21 protein-coding genes are annotated in these 19822 nt (G+C 71.8%); 7 read left to right on the top strand and 14 right to left on the bottom strand.

The window, feature by feature from the left end; genetic code table 11:
• Nucleotides 1-55: 55 nt before the first annotated feature.
• The gene (locus tag ACGFT2_RS14235) at nt 56-448 is read right to left on the bottom strand and encodes an SCO5389 family protein (RefSeq protein ID WP_393277565.1); all 393 of its coding nucleotides are present in this window, start codon (nt 446-448) and stop codon (nt 56-58) included.
• A 277-nt stretch (nt 449-725) separates the two neighbouring features.
• Between ACGFT2_RS14235 and nucS the strand changes: the two genes are divergently transcribed.
• Nucleotides 726-1397 carry an endonuclease NucS gene (gene nucS / locus ACGFT2_RS14230; RefSeq protein ID WP_393277563.1) on the top strand — a complete coding sequence of 224 codons (672 nt, stop codon included), beginning with the start codon at nt 726-728 and terminating at the stop codon, nt 1395-1397.
• A 122-nt stretch (nt 1398-1519) separates the two neighbouring features.
• Here nucS and ACGFT2_RS14225 read toward each other — a convergent pair whose 3' ends face one another.
• From ACGFT2_RS14225 to ACGFT2_RS14210, 4 genes are all read right to left on the bottom strand, one after another.
• Complete coding sequence (locus ACGFT2_RS14225) at nt 1520-3994, bottom strand: ATP-binding protein (protein WP_393277561.1); 2475 nt, start codon at nt 3992-3994, stop codon at nt 1520-1522.
• 271 nt (nt 3995-4265) lie between these two features.
• Complete coding sequence (locus ACGFT2_RS14220) at nt 4266-4589, bottom strand: STAS domain-containing protein (RefSeq protein ID WP_393277559.1); 324 nt, start codon at nt 4587-4589, stop codon at nt 4266-4268.
• Nucleotides 4590-4803: 214 nt separating this feature from the next.
• On the bottom strand, nt 4804-5652 hold the full coding sequence (locus ACGFT2_RS14215) for a 3-hydroxyacyl-CoA dehydrogenase family protein (RefSeq protein WP_393277557.1): 849 nt from the start codon (nt 5650-5652) through the stop codon (nt 4804-4806).
• Between the two features lie 283 nt (nt 5653-5935).
• The gene (locus ACGFT2_RS14210; RefSeq protein ID WP_393277555.1) at nt 5936-6577 is read right to left on the bottom strand and encodes a TetR/AcrR family transcriptional regulator; all 642 of its coding nucleotides are present in this window, start codon (nt 6575-6577) and stop codon (nt 5936-5938) included.
• A gap of 80 nt (nt 6578-6657) precedes the next feature.
• Between ACGFT2_RS14210 and ACGFT2_RS14205 the strand changes: the two genes are divergently transcribed.
• Genes ACGFT2_RS14205 through ACGFT2_RS14195 form a run of 3 tightly spaced genes read left to right on the top strand, consistent with a single transcriptional unit; the run spans nt 6658 to nt 8811 of the window.
• The gene (locus ACGFT2_RS14205) at nt 6658-7446 is read left to right on the top strand and encodes an ABC transporter ATP-binding protein (protein ID WP_393277553.1); all 789 of its coding nucleotides are present in this window, start codon (nt 6658-6660) and stop codon (nt 7444-7446) included.
• Between the two features lie 29 nt (nt 7447-7475).
• Nucleotides 7476-8225, top strand: coding sequence for an ABC transporter permease (locus ACGFT2_RS14200; protein WP_393277551.1), 750 nt, complete (start codon nt 7476-7478; stop codon nt 8223-8225).
• Between the two features lie 13 nt (nt 8226-8238).
• Entirely contained in the window at nt 8239-8811 is a 573-nt protein-coding gene (locus ACGFT2_RS14195; protein WP_393277549.1) for a cob(I)yrinic acid a,c-diamide adenosyltransferase, read from the top strand.
• A gap of 35 nt (nt 8812-8846) precedes the next feature.
• Here the strand turns inward: ACGFT2_RS14195 and ACGFT2_RS14190 are convergent, their stop codons facing one another.
• The 5 genes from ACGFT2_RS14190 to ACGFT2_RS14170 all read right to left on the bottom strand — a co-directional run bounded on the left by ACGFT2_RS14190 (nt 8847) and on the right by ACGFT2_RS14170 (nt 12395).
• Nucleotides 8847-9074, bottom strand: a complete 228-nt coding sequence (locus tag ACGFT2_RS14190) for a hypothetical protein (RefSeq protein WP_393277547.1) — start codon at nt 9072-9074, stop codon at nt 8847-8849.
• Nucleotides 9074-9478 carry a hypothetical protein gene (locus ACGFT2_RS14185; protein ID WP_393277545.1) on the bottom strand — a complete coding sequence of 135 codons (405 nt, stop codon included), beginning with the start codon at nt 9476-9478 and terminating at the stop codon, nt 9074-9076. Before ACGFT2_RS14185 ends, ACGFT2_RS14190 begins: the two co-directional genes overlap by 1 nt.
• Nucleotides 9479-9533: 55 nt before the next feature.
• On the bottom strand, nt 9534-10997 hold the full coding sequence (locus ACGFT2_RS14180) for an ATP-binding protein (protein WP_393277543.1): 1464 nt from the start codon (nt 10995-10997) through the stop codon (nt 9534-9536).
• Complete coding sequence (locus ACGFT2_RS14175) at nt 10994-11698, bottom strand: response regulator transcription factor (protein WP_393277541.1); 705 nt, start codon at nt 11696-11698, stop codon at nt 10994-10996. Before ACGFT2_RS14175 ends, ACGFT2_RS14180 begins: the two co-directional genes overlap by 4 nt.
• Nucleotides 11699-11813: 115 nt before the next feature.
• Nucleotides 11814-12395: a hypothetical protein gene (locus ACGFT2_RS14170; RefSeq protein WP_393277539.1), complete on the bottom strand. Its 582-nt coding sequence runs from the start codon at nt 12393-12395 to the stop codon at nt 11814-11816.
• Between the two features lie 151 nt (nt 12396-12546).
• Here ACGFT2_RS14170 and ACGFT2_RS14165 point away from each other — a divergent pair, with 151 nt between their 5' ends.
• The 3 genes from ACGFT2_RS14165 to ACGFT2_RS14155 all read left to right on the top strand — a co-directional run bounded on the left by ACGFT2_RS14165 (nt 12547) and on the right by ACGFT2_RS14155 (nt 16303).
• Complete coding sequence (locus ACGFT2_RS14165; RefSeq protein ID WP_393277537.1) at nt 12547-13719, top strand: sensor histidine kinase; 1173 nt, start codon at nt 12547-12549, stop codon at nt 13717-13719.
• Nucleotides 13716-14357, top strand: coding sequence for a response regulator (locus ACGFT2_RS14160; protein WP_393277535.1), 642 nt, complete (start codon nt 13716-13718; stop codon nt 14355-14357). The genes ACGFT2_RS14165 and ACGFT2_RS14160 overlap by 4 nt, the downstream gene beginning before the upstream one ends.
• A 125-nt stretch (nt 14358-14482) precedes the next feature.
• Nucleotides 14483-16303, top strand: a complete 1821-nt coding sequence (locus tag ACGFT2_RS14155) for a glycosyl hydrolase family 18 protein (RefSeq protein WP_393277533.1) — start codon at nt 14483-14485, stop codon at nt 16301-16303.
• 66 nt (nt 16304-16369) lie between these two features.
• Here the strand turns inward: ACGFT2_RS14155 and ACGFT2_RS14150 are convergent, their stop codons facing one another.
• The 4 genes from ACGFT2_RS14150 to ACGFT2_RS14135 all read right to left on the bottom strand — a co-directional run bounded on the left by ACGFT2_RS14150 (nt 16370) and on the right by ACGFT2_RS14135 (nt 19810).
• Nucleotides 16370-16816, bottom strand: coding sequence for a DUF2550 domain-containing protein (locus ACGFT2_RS14150; protein ID WP_393277531.1), 447 nt, complete (start codon nt 16814-16816; stop codon nt 16370-16372).
• A gap of 154 nt (nt 16817-16970) precedes the next feature.
• Nucleotides 16971-17345, bottom strand: coding sequence for a F0F1 ATP synthase subunit epsilon (locus tag ACGFT2_RS14145; RefSeq protein WP_353601191.1), 375 nt, complete (start codon nt 17343-17345; stop codon nt 16971-16973).
• A gap of 111 nt (nt 17346-17456) precedes the next feature.
• On the bottom strand, nt 17457-18893 hold the full coding sequence (gene atpD / locus ACGFT2_RS14140) for a F0F1 ATP synthase subunit beta (protein WP_393277529.1): 1437 nt from the start codon (nt 18891-18893) through the stop codon (nt 17457-17459).
• Nucleotides 18893-19810: a F0F1 ATP synthase subunit gamma gene (locus ACGFT2_RS14135; RefSeq protein WP_393277527.1), complete on the bottom strand. Its 918-nt coding sequence runs from the start codon at nt 19808-19810 to the stop codon at nt 18893-18895. Before ACGFT2_RS14135 ends, atpD begins: the two co-directional genes overlap by 1 nt.
• Nucleotides 19811-19822: the final 12 nt, after the last annotated feature.

Here is a 19822-nt window from a genome sequence, read left to right as displayed (position 1 = left end):
GCGGGTGGAGCGGCAAGCAGACGGCTGGATGCCTCGGCCGTACCGAAGCCGCGCGTCAGCAGTCCCGAAGCTCCGGCGACTGGTTCAGCAACTGGTTGCGCGCCGACGTGAAGCGGGCCAGCGTCTCGTCCACCGAGTCGTCCAGCGGGAACACCGCCACGCGGTGGCAGTTCTGGAAGGCCAGCCGCACCCCGAAGTGCCGCTGCAGCGCGCCGCGTATGGCGTCACTCGCGAGCGCACGCAGCAGCTGACCGCGTGCCTGCTCGTCCGGCGGGGGCGTCTGGTTGTCGGCGAAGGGACCGCCGTCCACCTTCAGCTGGGCCACCAGGGAGCTGATCATCTCCCACGCGTAGGGCAGGGAGGTCCGGACGCAGTCGACGAATGCTGCTTCGTCGACCTCGCCTCGCTCGGCCTGTTCGAGTAGGGCCGGTGAGACGTCGAGCGACATGGGTTCTCCTCTCGCACCCCCGAACAGCAGGGGTTGCCGGACAGATAAGGGAAGTTCGCGATTTCGAACACTCTGAGTACAGGCGTCGCGACCTCCAGTTCACTACGGTAGGCAACGGTCGGTGACCACACCAGCAGAATGCGTATATGGAACGGTCCCGTTACGCCCACAATCGGCCAGGGATGAACAAGAGTTTCCAGGGACAAATGGGGCGATCACCGGAGAGCGGGACGGGCGGATCGCGCGCACCGACGGGCGTCGAGTAGCGTTGCCGACCATGCGTCTCGTCATTGCCCGATGCTCGGTCGACTACGCCGGCCGGCTCACCGCCCACCTGCCCTCGGCGCCCCGCCTGATCCTGGTCAAGGCGGACGGCAGCGTCTCCATCCACGCCGACGACCGGGCCTACAAGCCCCTCAACTGGATGTCGCCGCCCTGCACGCTGAAGGAGGGCGCGGGCGAGGACGAGGGTGTGTGGACCGTCGTCAACAAGGCGGGCGAGAAACTGATCATCACGATGGAGGAGATCCTCCACGACTCCTCGCACGAACTGGGCGTGGATCCCGGCCTGATCAAGGACGGCGTGGAAGCGCACCTCCAGGAACTGCTCGCCGACCGCATCGAGACGCTCGGCGACGGCTACACGCTGATCCGCCGCGAGTACATGACCGCGATCGGCCCCGTGGACATCCTCTGCCGGGACGCCGACGGCGGGACGGTCGCGGTGGAGATCAAGCGCCGGGGCGAGATCGACGGCGTGGAGCAACTCACGCGTTACCTGGAGCTGTTGAACCGCGACCCGCATCTCGCGCCGGTCCGCGGTGTGTTCGCCGCGCAGGAGATCAAGCCGCAGGCCCGCGTCCTCGCCACCGACCGCGGCATCAACTGCCAGCTCCTCGACTACAACGCCCTCCGGGGCATCGAGGACGACAAACTCCGCCTCTTCTGATCCCCCGCACGGCAAGCCCCACCGCCCGGCCCACCACCGCACGGTTCCCCGTCGCGACGCCGCTCACGCCGAACGGCGGTGAGCCGCGGTGTCGCGCGGGGACGAGCCGTCGGCCCTCTGGGTCACAGCACCGGGTCGGAGCCGGCCGGTGTTCTCGTGCCGGCTTCGGTGCCGGAGGGCAGCGGGCGGCTTGCGGTGTCCGTGGTGGACGGTGTGGACGAGCCCGTCGGGGGCGGGGACTGCGAAGGCGTGCCGGAGGGCGGCGGGGGTGAGGACGGCGTGTCCGACGGGGTCTGCTTCGTCGGGGGCGGCGAACCCGGCGTCGTGGTGCGCGGCCCGGACGGCTTAGGGGACGCGCTCCCGGTCTGCGGCCCCTTCGTCCACCCGGGTCCGGAGGAGGGCCCGGCGGGGACCGGCGGCGCCGGATCGTCGGCCGTGCCGTAGGTGCCGTCGGGGCCGGGCGCCGTGGGCCGGGCGGTGGCCGTAGCCGTGCCCGTGCCGGAGCCCGAGCCGGTGCCAGCGCTGCCGCCGCCGTCCTTGGGGTCCGAGCCCAGGCCGCCGTCGTCCAGGTCCTGGGTCGCCGACGGGTTGACGTCGGCCTTGCCGGCCGGGTCCTTCCCCGCGTTCTCCTGGGAGGTCATGCCGAGGGTGACGACCGTGCCGAGCACGGCGACGAGCAGCGCGCCCGAGCCGGCCGCCACCAGATTGCGGCGCGCCAGGCGGCGCAGGCCGCCGTACGGCCTGGCGGCCGGGGGCCGGTGGGTGGCCAGGGGGCCGGCGGCGGAGCCGTTCGGCGGCAGCGGCTCCTCGGGCCGCGTCTCCGGCGCCTCCTCCCCCGCCGCCGTGACCACCGTCCGGGTCACCTCACCCGAGCGGTCGGCGACCAGCGCCAGCGCCCGGCGGCCGGCCACGGTGCCCCGCTTGTCGGCGAGCGCCCCGCGCAGCCCGATGGAGGCCTCCAGCTCCGCGCGCGCCCGGTCGAGTTGCCCGCGGCAGAGCGCGAGCACTCCCAACTCGTGGTGAAAATAGGCTTGTTCGGACACCTCGCCGGCCGGCCGGGCTGCCTGGGAGCCGGCGCGCAGGGCCCGCTCCCAGGCGCTCCAGTGGAGCCCGGCGGCGAACGCGGGCGCGGCCGTCCGGGCCAGCCGTACCGCGCAGGCCTCCTCGCCGGCGGTGGGCGGGGACGTCTGCGGCACGACGGCGGTGAGCGCGGCCAGGACCGCGTCGGCCTCCGCGCACACCCGCTCGGGGGTGACCGAGGGATGACCGGCCCACCAGGCGTAGTGCTGCGCGGCGATGAGGACGTGGGCGGGTGCGTCGTCGGCGAATCCGGCGGCTTCGAGCTGGGTCCGTACGCCCGCGGCGAGGCGGTAGCGGGAGCCGACCGGGGAGACCAGCCCGCATTCCGCCAGCTCACCGAGGGCGGCGTCCGCGTGCGTGTCGCCGACCAGGGCCGGCAGGTGTGCCTGGTGCGGCACCTCACCACCGAGCGCGACCGCGAACCTCAGGGCGGCGCGGGCCGAGGCACTGAGCCGCGAGGCGAGTAGCGGCGCGGGGGCCGCCGCCTCGCCGAGGGCGGGCAGCGGGGCGTCCGCCGCCGGCTCCACGGGCAGGTCGGCCGGCGGGCGTACGTCCTCGAAGACGCCGTACTCGTCCACCGCGCCGGTGCTGGCCCGCAGTTCCTCGCGCTGCCGGAGCAGGGCGCCGGCCTGGACGAATCGCAGCGGCAGCCCCTCGGACTCGAACCAGAGGTCGCCGGCCCAGTTGGCCTCGTCCTCGGTGAGGACCCGGCCGATGGTGCGCTCCAGGATCTCCACGCCGGCGGCGCGGTCGAGGCCTCCGAGGAACACCTCCTCGATCTCCGACTCGGCGGAGGGCGCGGGCACGTCCGGCGTGGCGCCGATCAGGAACGCGCACTCGGGGGTGGCGTCGAGCAGCTCGTCCAGGGCGGTACCGCCGAACTCGGCGTCGTCCAGGACGACGACCGCACCGATCTCCCGCAGCGACGCGAGGAGTTCGTCCCGTTCCGGGCGGTGGCCGGGGGCGTCGTACACGGCGTGGAAGAGGTCGTCGAGGACCTCACCGGACGTGCGGTGGAAGCCGTTCAGGCGGACGACGCCGTCGGGGGCGAGGTCCCGGCAGTCCTCGGCGACCAGGTCGAGGAGGGCGGTGCGGCCCGAGCCGCCGGGCCCGGTCAGCCGGACGGAACGGCCTCGGGCCAGCAGCCGGACCAGGCGCTCGCGCTCGTCCTGGCGCTCCAGCAGGACGTGGGCCGGGAGGGCGGGGCCGGGCGGCACCGGCGGGCGGGCGGCGCGTTCGGCCTCCGCACGTTCGGCGGCGGTGCGCCTGCGGGGCCGGCCGGAGTGGTCCGCCCCGGTCCCGGACTCGCCGGAGCGGGCGGTGCCCCGGGGTGGGCGGAGTTCTATCTCGCTGCCGTCGACCGGGTTGACGGTCAGCAGGAGGTCGCCGCAGACGAGCTGCGCCGTACGGGCGAGCGCGGGCGCGCCCGGGACGAAGTCGGGGTTGAGGGATTCCCGAGGCGGGCGGCGGCTGTACGCCGGACCGTGCTCCTCGGGTCCCGGGGTGTTCGGGTCCATGGGTTCAAGCCCCCCAAAAGCGTCGTGTGCCCGTGATGCGGCCCCTCCCGGCCTTGCCGCACACCGCGCTGACGCTTCCGGCCCGGGCCCGCTCGGTCGAGGGTTGCGAGGTGGCGGGCGACCGAACCCTAAACCTTCGCCCAGTATCTCCGACAGGGTGGGGTGCCATGCGGTCCGGGACGTCACGGTCTTATGAGGATTGCCCCTGACGTGCGCTTCGACGGCTGTGCCCGGGTCCCGTCCGTCGCCCCCTGCGCACGCGCTCGGGGCGTCACACGCGGGGCAGCGACTCCACGCCGATGCCGCCCTCGATGGCGAGGATGCGGTGCAGCCGGGTGGCCACCAGCAGGCGCTGCATCTGCTGGGGTACGCCGCGCAGCACCAGACGGCGACCGCAGCGGCCGGCCCGCCGGTGGGCACCCATGATCACCCCGAGGCCGGTGGCGTCCCAGGAGTCCAGTTCGGACAGGTCGAGCACCAGGTCACCGACTCCGTCGTCGACGGCCGAGTGCAGGGCCGTACGGGCGTCCGCCGCGCTGCGGACGTCGAGGCGGCCCCCGACGACCAGCTCGGCGTGGTCGCCCCTGATGTACATATGCGCTCCCCGTTGAGTGCGGTTGGCGTACTCCGTGACGGTGCTGTGCAACGTCTGACTGCGTGAGTGGCGGTGCGGTTGCTGCTTGTAAGCGAACCGATACCGAATTCACCCCTGAGAGTGATCCTCCCGGGCCGAATGTCCGGCGTATGCGCGTACGGATGGGTCTCGGTACGTCGTACCGATGGCTCCCGGTACGACGTGCCGAGGCTTCTCAGTACGCGTAGAAGCCCTGCCCGCTCTTGCGGCCGATGTCACCGGCGTCCACCATCCGGCGCATCAGCTCCGGCGGGGCGAACTTCTCGTCCTGGGACTCGGTGTAGATGTTGCCGGTGGCGTGCAGCAGGATGTCCACGCCGGTCAGGTCGGCGGTGGCGAGCGGGCCCATGGCGTGACCGAAGCCCAGCTTGCAGGCGAGGTCGATGTCCTCGGCGGTCGCGACGCCCGACTCGTACAGCTTGGTCGCCTCGACGACGAGGGCGGAGATGAGCCGGGTGGTGACGAAGCCGGCGACGTCCCGGTTGACGACGATGCAGGTCTTGCCGACGGACTCGGCGAACTCCCGTGCGGTGGCGAGGGTTTCGTCGCTCGTCTTGTAGCCGCGGACCAGCTCGACGAGTTGCATCATCGGCACCGGCGAGAAGAAGTGCACGCCGACGACCCGCTCGGGGTGCTCGGTGGCCGCCGCGATCTTGGTGATCGGGATGGCGGAGGTGTTGGAGGCGAGCACGGCGTCCTCACGCACGAGCTTGTCGAGCGCGCGGAAGATCTCGTGCTTGACCTCCAGCTTCTCGAAGACGGCCTCGACCACGATGTCGGCGTCGGCGGCCGCGTCCAGCTCGGTGGTCGGGGTGATGCGGGCCAGGGCGGCCTCGGCGTCGTCCGCCGCCAGCCTGCCCTTGGCCACGAACTTGTCGTACGAGGCCTTGATGCCGTCGGTGCCCCGCCTCAGCGCCTCGTCGGTGACGTCACGCAGGACGACGTCCCAGCCCGCCTGCGCGGCGACCTGGGCGATCCCGGACCCCATGAGACCGGCCCCGATGACAGCGAGCTTCCGTGCCACTCCGACTCCCTAGAACGCTCTCCAAGTCTGTTTCTCCGGCGGACCCTAGCGCTCTGGCGGCGCTGTGTGAGCGGTAAGTAACGCGTGTCACGGTCTCAGGGCGTGAGACACCCGTCACGTCCGATGACGGACCCGGCGGCACCGAGGGCAACCGGGCCGGCACAGTCCGGTCACCGGGGCCGGAACGTCAATTTCTCCCGGATCCACCCCGGTTGGCGCCGCGCGGACCGGCCGGGGGCGGGGCGCGGGCCGAGCCGCGGGGGCCGCGTGTCCCGCGTCCCGCTCAGTCTGCTCCCCGAACGGCGTAGTTGAGGATCCGCTCGCTCAACAGGTTCTCGATGTCGTCCAGCAGGACGAGTACTTCTCGTGACACTTCGTCCGGTTCGCGGCCCTTGACCATCTCCCGGCCGATGACCGCCATGACCGTGCTGTGCGCCCACCCGATCTGACCCGCCACCAGGTGGGGCAGTTCGTCACCGTCCGCGGCGCCGGTCTCCGCGCGCAGCACCTGCTCCAGGCTGGCCTGTACCTCCTGGGCGATCGACCACAGCCGGGAGCGCAGTGCGGGCGCCTCCTCGATGACCTTCATGAAGGCCGCGTAGCCGGGCATCAGGCCGATCCGCGGGGAGACCGCCTCGGTCTCCTCGCGCAGCTCGCGCAGGACCGCGTCCGCGGCCGACTCGCCCTCGCGCCGGCCGCGGACCCAGCGCGCGAGCCGGTCGGTCATCCCGGCCGCGCGGTCGAGGAAGAGATCCTCCTTGGCCGGGAAGTAGTTGTAGACGGTGTTGACGGAGACGTCGGCGGCCTCGGCGATCTCCGCGACGGTCACCGCGTCGAAGCCGCGCTCCAGGAACAGCCCCGTGGCGACATCCGAGATGTACTGCCGGGTCTGCCGCTTCTTGCGCTCCCTGAGTCCCTCTGCCATGCCTCGCATCCTAGCTTCGCTGGACCTTCTGAAAAGTTGGGGTCATTGCAAAAATTAAGTGTCTCTGTTTTCCTGAGGGCATGGCAGCAGTCATCAGTGCGGCGGGTCTCGCCCGCACCTTCCAGACCAGGACCGGGCCCGTGACGGCCGTGCGCTGTGTGGACCTCGCCGTCCGGGAGGGCGAGATCCTCGGCTTCCTCGGACCCAACGGCGCCGGCAAGACGACCACCCTGCGGATGCTCACCACCTTGCTGAAACCCACCGGCGGCGCGGCCACCGTGGCCGGGCACGACCTGGCGGCCGATCCGGCCGGGGTGCGCCGGGTGAGTGGCTACGTCGCCCAGTCCGGCGGAGTCGATCCGCGGATCACCGTGCGGGAGGAGCTGGTCACCCAGGGCCGGATGTACCGCCTGCCGAAGACCGAGGCGGCCGAGCGCGCCGTGGAACTCGCCCGGGAGCTGGAGCTGACCGGACTCCTGGACCGGCGGACCGGCGCGCTCTCGGGAGGTCAGCGGCGACGTCTCGACATCGCCATGGCGCTCACCCACCGGCCGAAGGTGCTCTTCCTGGACGAGCCGACGACCGGCCTGGACCCCGGCAGCCGCGCCGACCTGTGGGACCTGGTCCGCCGGCTGCGCGACACGCACGGCACCACCGTCTTCCTGACCACCCACTACCTCGACGAGGCCGACGCCCTCGCCGACCGGCTGGTGATCGTCGACCGCGGCACGGTCGTCGCCGAGGGCACGCCGAGCGCGCTCAAGCTGACGTACGGCGGTTCGATCGACGCCACCCTGCAGGACACCTTCCTCGCCGTCACCGGCCGTGGCCCCGCACCGGCGGCCGGCACCGCACCCGTGGCCGTATGACGGCCCCGACCCGTACAGGACCCCCGGACATGCTTCTCCACGACACGGCTCTCGTCTACGGCCGTTACGCGCGCCAGTCCCTGCGCTCCCGCTTCGCCCTGCTCTTCGGGGTGCTGACGCCCCTGCTGTACCTGCTCTTCTTCGGCCCGCTGCTCACGCGTCTGCCGCTGGGCGGCGGGGGCAGTTCGTGGCAGGTGCTCGTCCCCGGACTGTTGCTCCAACTCGGCCTGTTCGGGGCGCTGTTCGCCGGCTTCGCGGTCATCCTCGAGAACGGGCAGGGGGTGGTGGAGCGGATGCGGGTGACGCCGGTCAGCCGGCTCGCCCTGCTGCTGGGCCGGGTGCTGCGCGATGCCACGGTCTTCGTCTTCCAGGCGGTGCTGCTGGTGCTGGCCGCGCTGGTGATGGGGCTGCGCGCGCCGCTCGCCGGCATCCTGATCGGCTTCGGCTTCGTCGCCCTGCTGACGCTCTCGCTGGCCGCGCTGTCGTACGCGCTGGGGATGAAGGTCCGCACCCCGCAGGAGTTCGGCCCGTTGATCAACGCGGTGTCGATGCCCTCGATGCTGCTGTCCGGCCTGATGCTGCCGATGTCGCTCGCCCCGGGCTGGCTGGACGTGCTCTCGCACTTCGTGCCGTTCCGCTATCTGGTGGACGCGGTGCGCGACGCCTACGTCGGGCAGTACACGAGCGCGCACATGCTCTACGGCGTCCTCGTCGCCGTCGGTTTCGCGGCACTCGCCGTGACGGTGGGCACACGCGTCTTCCGGACCGCCGGCGCGTAACTACGCTGGGCACATGGTCAATCTGACGCGCATCTACACCAGGACCGGCGACAAGGGCACCACCAACCTCGGCGACATGAGCCGGGTGCCCAAGACGGACCTGAGGATCTCCGCCTACGCGGACGCCAACGAGGCGAACGCGGTCATCGGCACCGCGATCGCGCTGGGCGACCTGGAGCCTGAGGTCGTCCAGGTGCTCACCCGTGTCCAGAACGACCTGTTCGACGTGGGCGCCGACCTGTCGACGCCGGTGGTGGAGAACCCGGAGTTCCCGCCGCTCAGGGTCGAGCAGTTCTACATCGACAAGCTGGAGGCGGACTGCGACCGCTTCAACGAGCGGCTGGAGAAGCTGCGCTCCTTCATCCTCCCCGCCGGTACCCCGGGCGCCGCCCTGCTGCACCAGGCCTGCACGGTCGTACGCCGTGCCGAGCGCTCCACCTGGGCGGCGCTGGAGGCGCACGGCGAGACGATGAACGAGCTGACCGCGACCTACCTCAACCGGCTCTCCGACCTGCTGTTCATCCTGGCCCGCAGCGCGAACAAGGAGACCGGGGACGTGCTGTGGGTGCCGGGCGGGGACCGCTGAGCGCGCTTCCCCGCCCGCGCCGGCGGTCCGCCGCCTCAGCGGTCCGCCGCGTCGGTCGCGTCCCGGTCGGCGGCGGCCGCCGCGGACTCGGCGGCGTCGACCTTCTTCTTCATGTCCGCGTATCCCGAGGGCGTGCCGGAAGGAGCCGTCGAGGCGCCGGATGCCGGGGGCGCGGAGACGCCGTCCTGGTCGGCGCAGCCCGTGACGAGGGCCGCGAGGACGGCGGCCGTCGCGAGCGCGGGCACCGGCCGCCGGACCCGCATCAGCTCGCCGCCTTCCCGCCGTCGTCGTCCTTGCACCACGTCCTGACGGCGGTCAGGTCCTTCTGCCGCTGCTGCAGATCGGTGCGCAGGGACTTGCGGGAGGTCAGCCGGTTCTGCAGGTAGGTGGCGATCTCGGTGTGCCCCGCCTTCCTCGCGTTGTCCACGCGCTTCTGCAACCGGGCCACCGAGCCGCGGGTGCCCGCCCCGGCGTCCAGTCGCTTCAGGGCCCGCTCGATCCGCCGGTCGACCTTCGGCACCCGCTTGCACAGCGCCTTCGCCCCGTCCCCGGCCGGCGCGGCCGGGGGTGTGCCGGCGTCCGCGGCCGCCGTCCCCGCCGTACCCGCCAGGACGGCCGTCGCGGCGAGTCCCGCGAGCAGGGTCCTCGTGTGTCGTCGTCCGTACATCTGCCTCTCCGTTCACTTCCCGACGGCCAAGGCCGACCGTCCGTCGCGACGGAGGCTAGGGAAGCTCTTTGGGGAAACTCTGTGACCGGTTCGCCCCGGCCGTGCCGATCAGCCAGTTCCGCCGGCCGGGCGGCCCGCCGTCGTCCGAGGGCAGCCGTACCTCGAAGCGGGCTCCCACGCCGTCCGGCCCGTCGAGCACGGCGGCGCTGCCCCGGTGCAGCGCCGCCTGCTGGGCGACGAGGGTGAGGCCGAGTCCGGAGCCCGTGCTGTCCGGGCCGCGCCGGAACCGCTCGAACACGCGCTCGCGGGCGTCGTGGGGCACACCGGGCCCGCGGTCGTCGACCGTGATCAGCACCTGGCCCGGCCGGCCGCGCACCCCCACCCGCACCCGGGCCAGGCCCCGGCCGTCGCGGCCGTGGGCGAGCGCGTTGCCGATCAGGTTGTCCAGCAGCATCCGCAGACCGGGCTCCCAGCCGTGCACGGTGAGCCCGGGTGCGGCGTCCAGCCCGACGTCGGCGTCCGGTGCGCCGCGGCGGGCCTCGGCGACGGCCGCTTCGGCCACGTCGGACAGGTCGACGGTCCGCAGGGCCTCCGCCTCCACCAGGTCGCCGCGCCCCAGTTCGCGCAGCATCACCAACAGGTTCAGCAGCCGGGCGTGTTCGCACCGCAGATCGGTGACGACCTCGGCGCGGTCCGGATCGGGCAGGCCGGGATGACCGGCGAGGATGTCGAGATTGGTGCCCATGCTCATCAGCGGGGTGCGCAGTTCGTGCGCGGCTGCCGAGGAGAAGGAGCGGGCGGTCTCCAGGGCCTCGGCGGTGCGGGCGGCCTGTTCGTCGTACCGGGCGAGGACGGTCCGCACGGTCGCCGCCAGCTCGTCGACCTCCGTCACCCCGGTGCGCCGGTGGTCGAGCCGGGCACTGCTGGCGCGCGGGTCGAGGCCCGCGGTACGGCGGGTCAGCCGGCGCAGCGGGGCACTCGCACCGGCGGCCAGACCAAAGGCGAGCAGGCCGGACAGGGGCGCGGCGAGCAGCGCCGTGAGCAGCACCCGGCGCCGGACTAGCCCGAGTTGGGCGCGGTCGGCGGTGTCGGGCGCGAAGACCCACAGCGTGCCGGAGGCGCTGCCGCCCCGTGCCGGCCGGGCCAGGGCGCGCCAGCTCCGGGCGCCGTCGCGGACGGTGACCGGTCCGGTGGTGGGGGCGGGCAGGGGCACCGAGCGGCCGGGCTGGGGCCCACCGCTGAAGACGGCGTCCGGTCCGACGACCCGTACGCCCACGTCGAGGGCGGCGCTGAACAACTGCCGTTCCCTGGTGTCGGCGGCCCTGGGGCGGCCGTTCGCCGAGGCCCGCAGCAGGGACCGGGCGTCCGGGGCGAGGGCCGTGGCCCGCTGTCTGAGGTGCTGGTCCTCGGCGCGGTGCAGGTCGCGGGCGACCAGGTGCAGCAGCAGCCAGCCGGAGGCCAGGACCAGCAGCGGCACGGTGCAGCCGACGGCGAGGCCGACGCGGGTGGAGAGTCTCACCGGGCGCCCCGCGCTTCCCGGAGCACGAAACCGACCCCGCGGACCGTGTGGACCAGCCGGCCGCTCCCGTCCGCCTCCAGCTTGCGCCGCAGATAGCTGACGAAGGTGTCGACGGCGTCGGTGCGCACGTCGAAGTCGTAGCCCCACACCCGCTCCAGCAGCTGGTCACGGGTGAGCACCAGGCCCGCGTTGCGGGCGAGCACCTCGAGCAGTTCGAACTCGCGGCGGGTCAGCTCCAGCGGGCGGCCGTCCAGTTCGGCGGTACGGGCCGCCGGATCGATCACCAGGCCCGCGACCCGCAGCACCTCCCGGTCGGCCGGGGGCCGGCGGCGCAGCAGGGCGTGCAGCCGAAGCACCAGTTCCTGCAGGGCGAAGGGCTTGACCAGGTAGTCGTCGCCGCCCGCCTGCAGCCCGGCGATACGGTCGGCGGTCTCGTCGAGCGCGGAGAGCATGAGCACCGGCAGGTCGCTGCCCGCGCCCCGGAGCCGCGCGCACAGCTCGATCCCGCTCATCCCCGGCATCGACACGTCCAGCACGAGGACGTCCGGCGCGGCACCCTCGATCAGATCGAGCGCTTCGGCGCCGTCGGCCGCGGTCCGCACCGCGAAGCCGTTCAGTCTCAGTCCGCGCTCCAGGGAGCGGCGGATCGCGGCGTCGTCGTCCACGACCAGGACCGTGCCCGAGCCTGCCGTCTCACCCATGCGCCCTCCTCACCGCCGGCCAGGGTACGGCCCTTCGCCCGGCCCGGGTCGCGCGGGCGGGCAGCGCCGGCGCGGGGCACGGCCCTTCGCCCGGGGGTCGCGGGGGCGGGCGGTGCTAGCGTCGCCCGGCGCCTTCGCGCCGGGAGTCCGGCTCCGGTCGGCGTCCCGGTTCCCGCTTCGGGAAGAGGGTGTAGCTGACGGCGATGATCACGTTGATGCCGATCAGCCACAGCATCCGCAGCTGCCACGCCCGCAACGAGCCGGTGTCGCCGTCGTCGCCGACGTACCAGGCGGCCGCCTGGAGCAGGCCCACGGCGACCACGGACGCCAGGATCCAGCGGCCCGCGACCCGCCACTCGTGGACGGCACGGGCCGTGCCGTACCTCGGAGGCTTCACGGGCGGCGGACCGCCGGCGAAGCGGTGGGCGATCCGGGCGTCGGCCCACTTGATCGTGGAGTGGCCCAGCCCTACCGTGAAGCCGATGTAGACGGCGGCCAGGCCGTGCCGCCAGTCGGGCTCGGCGCCGTTGCGGAGGTCGATCGCGGTGATCGTGAACAGCACGACCTCCAGCAGCGGTTCGCACAGCAGCAGCGCCAGCCCGGTGCGCGGCATCCGCAGCCCGTAGCGGAAGGCCAGTCCGGCCCCGAGCAGTACCCAGAACGCCACCTCACAGGCGATGATCAATCCGACGATCACGACTCGCTCCTCTCGGTCACCCTTCCAGGGTTCCGGCGGCACGGCCCCGCGACCTCGTCGGCACAGATGAACCCGCCGTAAGCGAAAGTTGCAGCCACGGACCCTTCCCCGGGTGCAGGCGGGCCGGCCGCGGGACGTGTTGGATGGGGTCATGGCCCGCGCGCTCCCCCGCCCCCACCGCGACGACCTGCGGATCGCCGTGGGCGGACTGCTCGGCGGGGTACTGCTCTGGGCGCTCGGCGTCCACCCCCGCATCGCCGGGGACAGCCTCGTCCTGTGGCACGCGCCCTGGGCCCCGCTGCTGCCCCTGACGGTGACGGCCGCCTGCGAGCCGCTGCGCCGGATCCGGCCCCGCCTGGGCCTGCCGATCGGCACGGCGGCGCTGGTGCTGGACACGGTGACCCTGGGCAGCATCGTCACGATCGTGCTGTACACCGACCTGATCTACGCGGCCGTGCTGTACGGAAACCCCGCCGCCGCCCGCCGGATCCCGAGGATCACGGGGATGCTGACGGTCGGCGGCGCGGTCGTACCGGCCGCGCTCTGGCGGGACCCGCAGGCCCTGCTCATCGGCGTGGGCGTCGGGGTGGTCGCGTTCGGGCCGGCCGCCACCGGCGCGCTGGTCCGCAACCACCGTGACGCCGCCGAGGCCGCCCGGCTGCGCGCCGAACAGACCGCGCTGCTCGCAGAGACGGACCGCATCCAGGCGGTCACCTCCGAACGGGCCCGGATGGCACGGGAGTTGCACGACATGGTCGCCAACCACCTGTCGGCGATCGCCATCCACTCGACCGCCGCGCTGTCCATCGACGACCCGGGGACCTCCACACAGGCCCTGACCGTCATCCGGGAGAACAGCGTGGCGGGGCTGGCCGAGATGCGCCGGCTGATCGGCATCCTGCGCGACGGCTCCGGTGACCACGAGCCGGCCGCCTCACCCACGCTCGGCGGACTCGCCTCGCTCGTCGACAGCGCACGGGCGAACGGCCTGGACGCCGCCCTCGACGCCGGTCACGGCGAGGTGCCGGTCCCCGTCGGTCTGGCCGCCTACCGGATCGTGCAGGAGTCGCTGACCAACGCCCTGAAGCACGCCGCACGGGGGCGGGTCCAGGTCGTTCTGCGGCAGCGGGACGCGGCCCTGGACATCCGGGTGACCAGTCCGTACCGGCCCGGCGACATCCCGCGCGCGCCCGGTTCCGGCTCCGGCCTGGCCGGGATGCGGGAGCGGGTCGCGCTGCTCGGCGGCGCCTTCGAGGCCGGTCCCGACGGCCCGCTGTGGACCGTGTACGCCTCTCTTCCGCTCACCGAAGGAGTCACCGCGTGATCCGCGTCCTGGTCGCCGAGGACCAGTCGGCCGTACGCGCCGGGCTCGTCCTGATCCTGCGCAGCGCGCCCGACATCGCTGTGGTCGGCGAGGCGGGAGACGGCGAGCAGGCGGTCGCGCTGGCCCGGGAGCTGCGGCCCGATCTCGTGCTGATGGACGTGTCGATGCCGCGCCTAGACGGGGTGTCGGCGACCCGGCAGATCGTCGCGGAGCGACTCGCGGACGTCCTGGTGCTGACCACCTTCGACCTCGACGAGTACGTGTTCGGGGCCCTGCGCGCGGGCGCGGCCGGGTTCCTGCTGAAGAGCACGGAGGCGCGGGATCTGCTGGAGGCGGTGCGGACGGTGGCACGCGGGGAGGGGGTCGTCGCACCGGCCGTCACCCGGCGGCTGATCGCCGAGTTCGCGGCCGGACCGGTGCGGGGGCCGCGGGCCGACCCGGCCGTGCTGCGGGCGCTCACCCGGCGTGAGCACGAGGTGCTGGCGTGCATCGGCGAGGGGTTGTCCAACGCCGGGATCGCGGCGCGGCTGGAGATGGCGGAGGGCACGGTGAAGACGCACGTCAGCCGTCTGCTGGCCAAGCTGGAGCTGCGGAGCCGGGTCCAAGCCGCCGTGCTGGCGCAGGAGTTGGGGATCTAGACGGGGCCGGGAGTGATTGGTCCAGACCTATTGACCTGTGGTCCAGACCTTTCTACTCTCGCAGCACTGTGGGCATGGAGGCTCAGCCATGCCCCCGACACCCCCAACGAAGAGGGAGGCGCAGCATGCGCTTCAGACACAGAGCCGCGGCAGGGTTCGCGACCCTGTTGCTCCCCCTGGCCGGTCTGGTCGGTCTCGCGGGCCCCGCCCAGGCCGCGACGAACGCGACGGCGAGCTTCACCAAGGCCAGCGACTGGGGCACCGGATTCGGCGGTCAGTGGACCGTCAAGAACACCGGCACCTCCAGCATCAGCTCCTGGACCGTCGAGTGGGACTTCCCCTCCGGCACCTCCGTCACCTCGGCGTGGGACGCGGACGTCACCGGCTCGGGCACCCACTGGACCGCCAAGAACAAGTCCTACAACGGCACCCTCGCCCCCGGCGCCTCCGTCTCGTTCGGCTTCAACGGAGCGGGCCCCGGCTCGCCGTCCAACTGCAAGCTCAACGGCGACAGCTGCGACGGCACGACGGTCCCCGGTGACGCGGCACCCTCCGCCCCCGGCACCCCGACCGCCTCCGGCGTCACCGACACCTCGGTGAAGCTCGGCTGGAGCGCGGCCACCGACGACAAGGGCGTCAAGAACTACGACGTCCTGCGCGACGGCAAGGTCGTCTCCACGGTGACGACGACCTCGTACACCGACACCGGCCTGACCGCCGGCACCGACTACTCCTACACCGTGCGCGCCCGGGACACCGCCGACCAGACCGGCCCCGCCAGCGGCGCGGTCGCCGTGCACACCACCGGGGGCGGCACCACTCCCCCGCCCACCGGCGACAAGGTCAAGCTCGGCTACTTCACCGAGTGGGGCATCTACGGCCGCAACTACAACGTCAAGAACCTGGTGACGTCCGGCTCGGCGGCGAAGATCACCCACATCAACTACGCCTTCGGCAACGTGACCAACGGCCAGTGCGCCATCGGCGACTCCTACGCCGACTACGACAAGGCGTTCACCGCCGACCAGTCCGTCAGCGGGGTCGCCGACACCTGGGACCAGCCGCTGCGGGGCAACTTCAACCAGCTGCGCGAACTGAAGGCCAAGTACCCGAACATCAAGATCCTCTGGTCCTTCGGCGGCTGGACCTGGTCCGGCGGCTTCGCCCAGGCCGCGGCCAACCCGGCCGCCTTCGCCCAGTCCTGCTACAACCTGGTCGAGGACCCGCGCTGGGCCGACGTCTTCGACGGCATCGACATCGACTGGGAGTACCCGAACGCCTGCGGGCTGAGCTGCGACACCAGCGGAGCGGCCGCCTACAAGAACCTGATGTCCGCCCTGCGCGCCAAGTTCGGCTCGAACAACCTGGTCACGGCCGCGGTCACCGCCGACGGCTCGGCCGGCGGCAAGATCGAGGCCGCGGACTACGCGGGCGCCGCCCAGTACGTCGACTGGTACAACGTGATGACGTACGACTTCTTCGGCGCCTGGGACGCCAAGGGCCCGACCGCCCCGCACTCCCCGCTCACCTCGTACAGCGGTATCCCGAAGGCCGGCTTCACCACCGCCGACGCGATCGCCAAGTACAAGGCCACCGGAGTCCCCGCGAAGAAGCTGCTCCTCGGCATCGGCTTCTACGGCCGCGGCTGGACCGGCGTCACCCAGGACGCCCCGGGCGGCACGGCCACGGGCCCGGCCACGGGCACCTACGAGCAGGGCATCGAGGACTACAAGGTCCTGAAGTCGTCCTGCCCGGCCACCGGCACCGTCGCCGGCACGGCCTACGCGCACTGCGGCAGCAACTGGTGGTCCTACGACACCCCGGCCACCATCGCCACCAAGATGGCATGGGCCAGGAACCAGGGACTCGGCGGTGCGTTCTTCTGGGAGTTCAGCGGTGACACCGGCAACGGCGAACTGGTGAGCGCCATCAGCAACAACCTGTAGGAGCGAACGGCACCGCGCACACCCTTCACCCTTCCTCGGACTCCGTCCGGGGGAGGGTGAACGTGATCACGCCACGTTCACCCGCTGACCGGGCGGGGCCGCCTCCAGCCACGCGAGGAATCCGGTCAGCGCGTCTTCGCTCATGGCCAGTTCGATGCGAGTGCCCCGATGGACACAGACGAGGACCACCGCGTCGGAGAGCAGGGCCAGCTCCTCCTCACCCTCGGGGAGCCGGCGGCCGGCCACCTCGATCCGGGCACGCTCCAGGGTGCGGCGGGGGCGGAAGGCGTAGGAGAAGACGCGGTACCACTCGATGCGGTCGCCGTTGTAGCGGGCGACGCCGTAGCTCCACCCCTTGCCGCCGGAGTCCGGCCTCTCGGCCACGTCCCAGCGCAGCGAACAGTCGAAGGTCCCGCCGGAGCGCTGGATCAGCCTGCGTCGCAGTCCGAACAGGAACAGCCCCACCACCACGAGCGCGACCACGATCCCGCACACAGTCAGAGCGAGGACCATCGGCACCGACCTCCTCGTCTCCTAGGTAGGGGAACTGCTTCTGCGACTGAGTAATGAAACGGAAAAATCACCCACATCCGCCTCAGCCGCGACCGGCACCGGATTACTCCGGGCCGGCCGCGGCTGAGTGACGTCAACGTACCGCGCGGGTGATTCAGCGCGACGTCGCCGCACGCAGGCGGACATCCGCGCGGCGCTCGGCGGCGGCGTCGCCCTCCGCCTTCGCGCGCTCCAGCTCCCGCTCCGTGCGCTGGACATCGATCTCGTCCGACAGCTCGGCGATCTCGGCCAGCAGGGACAGCTTGTCGTCCGCGAACGAGATGAAACCGCCGTGCACCGCGGCGACGACCGTTCCACCATCACTCGTACGGATGGTCACCGGGCCCGACTCCAGCACACCGAGCAGCGGCTGGTGACCGGGCATGACGCCGATGTCGCCGGACGTGGTGCGCGCGACGACCAGGGTGGCCTCGCCGGACCAGACCTGGCGGTCGGCGGCGACCAGCTCGACGTGCAGCTCAGCAGCCAAGGGTGGCTCCTCGGGTCACCACCCGGCGGTAGTGCCGGGTGTTGGGGTCAATTCTAGAGGGCGTGGATGAGGGGGCGGGACGCACCCGCCCCCTCACCGGGAGCACGAGGCTCAGGAGACGCCCAGCTCCTTGGCGTTGGCCTTGAGGTCCTCCAGGCCACCGCACATGAAGAACGCCTGCTCGGGGAAGTGGTCGTACTCGCCGTCGCAGATCGCGTTGAACGCCGCGATCGACTCGTCCAGCGGCACGTCCGAGCCGTCCACGCCGGTGAACTGCTTGGCGACGTGGGTGTTCTGGGACAGGAAGCGCTCCACCCGACGGGCCCGGTGGACGACGAGCTTGTCCTCCTCGCCCAGCTCGTCGATACCGAGGATCGCGATGATGTCCTGGAGGTCCTTGTACTTCTGCAGGATCGTCTTCACGCGCATGGCCGCGTTGTAGTGATCCGCGGCGATGTAGCGCGGGTCCAGGATGCGGGACACGGAGTCCAGCGGGTCCACGGCCGGGTAGATGCCCTTCTCCGAGATCGGACGGGAGAGCACCGTCGTCGCGTCGAGGTGGGCGAAGGTGGTGGCCGGGGCCGGGTCGGTCAGGTCGTCCGCGGGGACGTAGATCGCCTGCATCGAGGTGATCGAGTGACCACGGGTCGAGGTGATGCGCTCCTGCAGGAGGCCCATCTCGTCGGCCAGGTTCGGCTGGTAGCCCACCGCGGACGGCATACGGCCGAGCAGCGTGGAGACCTCGGAACCGGCCTGCGTGAAGCGGAAGATGTTGTCGATGAAGAACAGCACGTCCTGCTTCTGGACGTCACGGAAGTACTCGGCCATGGTGAGGCCGGCCAGCGCGACGCGCAGACGGGTGCCCGGGGGCTCGTCCATCTGACCGAAGACCAGCGCGGTCTTGTCGATGACGCCCGAGTCCGACATCTCCTCGATGAGGTCGTTGCCCTCACGCGTGCGCTCACCGACACCGGCGAACACGGAGACACCGTCGTGGTTGTTGGCGACGCGGTAGATCATCTCCTGGATGAGCACCGTCTTGCCGACACCGGCACCGCCGAACAGACCGATCTTGCCACCCTTGACGTACGGGGTGAGCAGGTCGATGACCTTGACGCCGGTCTCGAACATCTCGGTCTTCGACTCGAGCTCGTCGAAGTTCGGCGCCTTGCGGTGGATGCCCCAGCGCTCGCCGGTGTACTTCTCGTCGACGTTCAGCACCTCACCGAGGGTGTTGAACACCTTGCCCTTGGTGAAGTCGCCGACCGGCACCGTGATGGAGCTGCCGGTGTCGGTGACCGCGGCCTGGCGGACCAGGCCGTCGGTGGGCTGCATGGAGATGGTGCGGACCAGGCCGTCACCCAGGTGCTGGGCGACCTCCAGGGTCAGCGTCTTCCTCTCGCCGGCGTTGGCCGGGTCGGCCACCTCGACGTGAAGGGCGTTGTAGATCTCCGGCATCGCGTCGACGGGGAACTCCACGTCGACGACCGGGCCGATGACCCGGGCGACGCGGCCCGTAGCCGTCGCGGTCTCAACAGTGGTGGTCATTAGCGGTCACTCCCCGCGGTCGCGTCGGCGAGGGCGCTCGCGCCACCGACGATCTCGCTGATTTCCTGGGTGATTTCGGCCTGGCGGGCCGCATTGGCAAGACGGGAGAGCGTGTTGATCAGCTCGCCCGCGTTGTCGGTGGCCGACTTCATCGCGCGCCGCGTGGCGGCGTGCTTCGAAGCGGCCGACTGGAGCAGCGCGTTGTAGATACGGCTTTCCACGTAGCGCGGCAGCAGAGCGTCGAGGACGTCCTCCGCCGACGGCTCGAAGTCGTACAGCGGGAGGATCTCCCCCTTGGGGGCGACCTCCTCGGCGACCTCTTCGAGCCGCAGCGGCAGCAGCCGGGCGTCGAGCGCGGTCTGCGTCATCATCGAGACGAACTCGGTGTAGACGATGTGGAGCTCGTCCACACCACCCTCGGCCGTGTCCTTCTCGATGGCCTCGATCAGAGGCGCCGCGACCTTCTTGGCGTCCGCGTAGGTCGGCTCGTCGGTGAAGCCCGTCCACGACTCCGAGATCTTGCGCTCACGGAAGTTGTAGTGGGCGACACCGCGCCGGCCGACGATGAACGTGTCGACCTGCTTGCCCTCGCGCTCCAGGCGCTCGGTCAGCCTCTCCGCGGCCTTGATGGAGTTGGAGTTGAAGGCGCCGGCCAGACCACGGTCGCTCGTGAGGAGCAGGACCGCGGCCCGGGTCGGGTTCTCCGCCTCCGTGGTGAGCGGGTGCTTCGTGTTCGAACCCGTGCCGACCGCCGTGACCGCACGGGTCAGTTCGCTCGCGTACGGCGTGGAGGCCGCCACCTTGCGCTGCGCCTTGACGACGCGCGAGGCGGCGATCATCTCCATCGCCTTGGTGATCTTCTTGGTCGCGGTGACGGATCGGATGCGACGCTTGTAGACCCGGAGCTGGGCTCCCATGAGTCAGGTCCC

Source organism: Streptomyces sp. NPDC048514 (assembly GCF_043199955.1).
Lineage (GTDB): Bacteria > Actinomycetota > Actinomycetes > Streptomycetales > Streptomycetaceae > Streptomyces.
Note: the sequence above shows the minus strand (reverse complement) of the source record. Positions and strands in the feature narration are given on the sequence as shown.